General features: G+C 63.1%; 2 protein-coding genes and 1 pseudogene. 2 read left to right on the forward strand and 1 reads right to left on the reverse strand.

Translation table 11 applies throughout. From position 1 onward, the window contains the following. Positions 1-382, forward strand: a pseudogene (locus A2J03_RS22845) (Fpg/Nei family DNA glycosylase); the annotation flags it as partial. Here A2J03_RS22845 and A2J03_RS22850 read toward each other — a convergent pair. Next, positions 379-1,194, reverse strand: a complete 816-nt coding sequence (locus A2J03_RS22850; protein ID WP_068378554.1) for a hypothetical protein — start codon at positions 1,192-1,194, stop codon at positions 379-381. The pseudogene A2J03_RS22845 and the gene A2J03_RS22850 overlap by 4 nt on opposite strands. Positions 1,195-1,331: 137 nt before the next feature. Between A2J03_RS22850 and A2J03_RS22855 the strand changes: the two genes are divergently transcribed. Beyond that, a partial coding sequence (locus A2J03_RS22855; RefSeq protein WP_197480922.1) for a maleylpyruvate isomerase N-terminal domain-containing protein occupies positions 1,332-1,618 on the forward strand: 287 nt, incomplete at its 3' end.

Consider the following 1,618-nt stretch of genomic DNA (forward strand, 5'->3'; position numbering starts at 1 on the left):
AATCAGCAAGTCGCGCACACCTATCGGCACCCTCCTGATGGATCAGAAGGTGCTCGCGGGTGTGGGGAATGTGTACCGTGCCGAGATCTTGTTTCGGCACGAGATCAACCCGATGCGTCCAGGCAAAGACCTCGACCACGCGAAATGGGATGCACTATGGCTCGATCTGGTCGACCTGATGAAGATCGGCGTCCGTAAGGGAAAGATCGTCACCATTCGTCCTGAAGACGATCACGGTGACGGGAGCTACGGCGCCGGACGACCCCGCACCTACGTGTACCGGAGGGCGGGGCGTCCGTGTCGCATCTGTGGAACCGATATCCTGCATTCGGTGATGCAGGCGAGGAATCTGTTCTGGTGTCCTGTCTGTCAGGCGACCTAGAAGCCTCCGAAGTCTCCGCCGCCGCCGAAGTCTCCGCCGCCGCCCCAGTCGCCGCTGCTGTCACCCATGGCGCCGTATTCCTCGCCGCCGCCCATGTCGCCGCCGCCGTCGCTGCCTGCGTCGCCACCGCCCATGTCGCCGCCTGCGTCGCCGCCTTCGGAACCGTCACCGGATCCGCTGGCGAATTCCTGTTCGCTGTATCCGACGCCGGCCATGCCGGAGAACATCGCCGAGAACAGGAACATCGAACCGACACCCCACGCACCTGCGACAAGCGCTGGGCGCCACCATGGCTCGGAGTACCACCCGGCAGGTACCGGTCTGCCCGCGACCCGTCCGCCGGGGTAGTAGTTGGGGGTGCGGTCCGAAGGATTCGGTGATGCCTCGACCTGTCGGCCTTCGAAATCGACCTTGCGGTCCTCGGTGACGTGACCGGCCGACTTCTGGCCGGCGATGCCCTGGATCTCCGGTCCTGGGTCCATCCCCATTGCCAGGCGTGCGGCGCGAATGTAGTACAGGCCCTCCAGTGCAGTCTGCTTGGCCAACCGTGCCTGTTCGACGGTCTTTGCCTGATTGATCTGCGACCCGGCTGCGATGTTGCGTTCCGACGCGTCGGCGAGTGCTTGCTTCGACGGCGTGTCGGTGCCGGAGAGGTTGTAGATCTGACCGGCGAGGCGCTCGATGGACTGGCGCGCATCCGCCTTTGCGTCCTCCACAGAGCTTGCGGATCTGGCCGCATTGTTCTTCTGGCTACGAACGACCAGAAATACAACCGCAGCAACGACGATGACGACGAGTAAGAGAGCTTCCACTGGTTACCGCTTCCTTCGGACGCGTTTCGAGATTCTCGACTTCCGATATGTCCGATCTGCGGACAATTCGGACACAGATCCACGATACGCGTCCGATCAGTCGGTGAACCAGGCTCGGCAGGTGCAAGATCGCGGGTATGACTCCCGACGAGCAGTTGCCGCTTCTGTCCGCCGAATGCAATCTGATGAGCTCCCTCACCCTCGACGATGCCAGTAGTCCGGTTCCGTCGATGCCGGACTGGACGGTCGAGAAGTTGATTCGCCACGTCACGTTCGTGCACCGGATGGCGCTGGCTGCACTGGACACGCCCGCAACCGATGGGATGGCGAAAGTGATTGCAGGAGTGCAGAGGCCGGAGCGTGGCCCGCGCGCGTTCGACGACTATCGCGAATCCGCCGCCGCCATGTTCGACGCCTACTCGGT

Source organism: Rhodococcus sp. EPR-157 (genome assembly GCF_001647195.1).
Classification (GTDB): domain Bacteria; phylum Actinomycetota; class Actinomycetes; order Mycobacteriales; family Mycobacteriaceae; genus Rhodococcoides.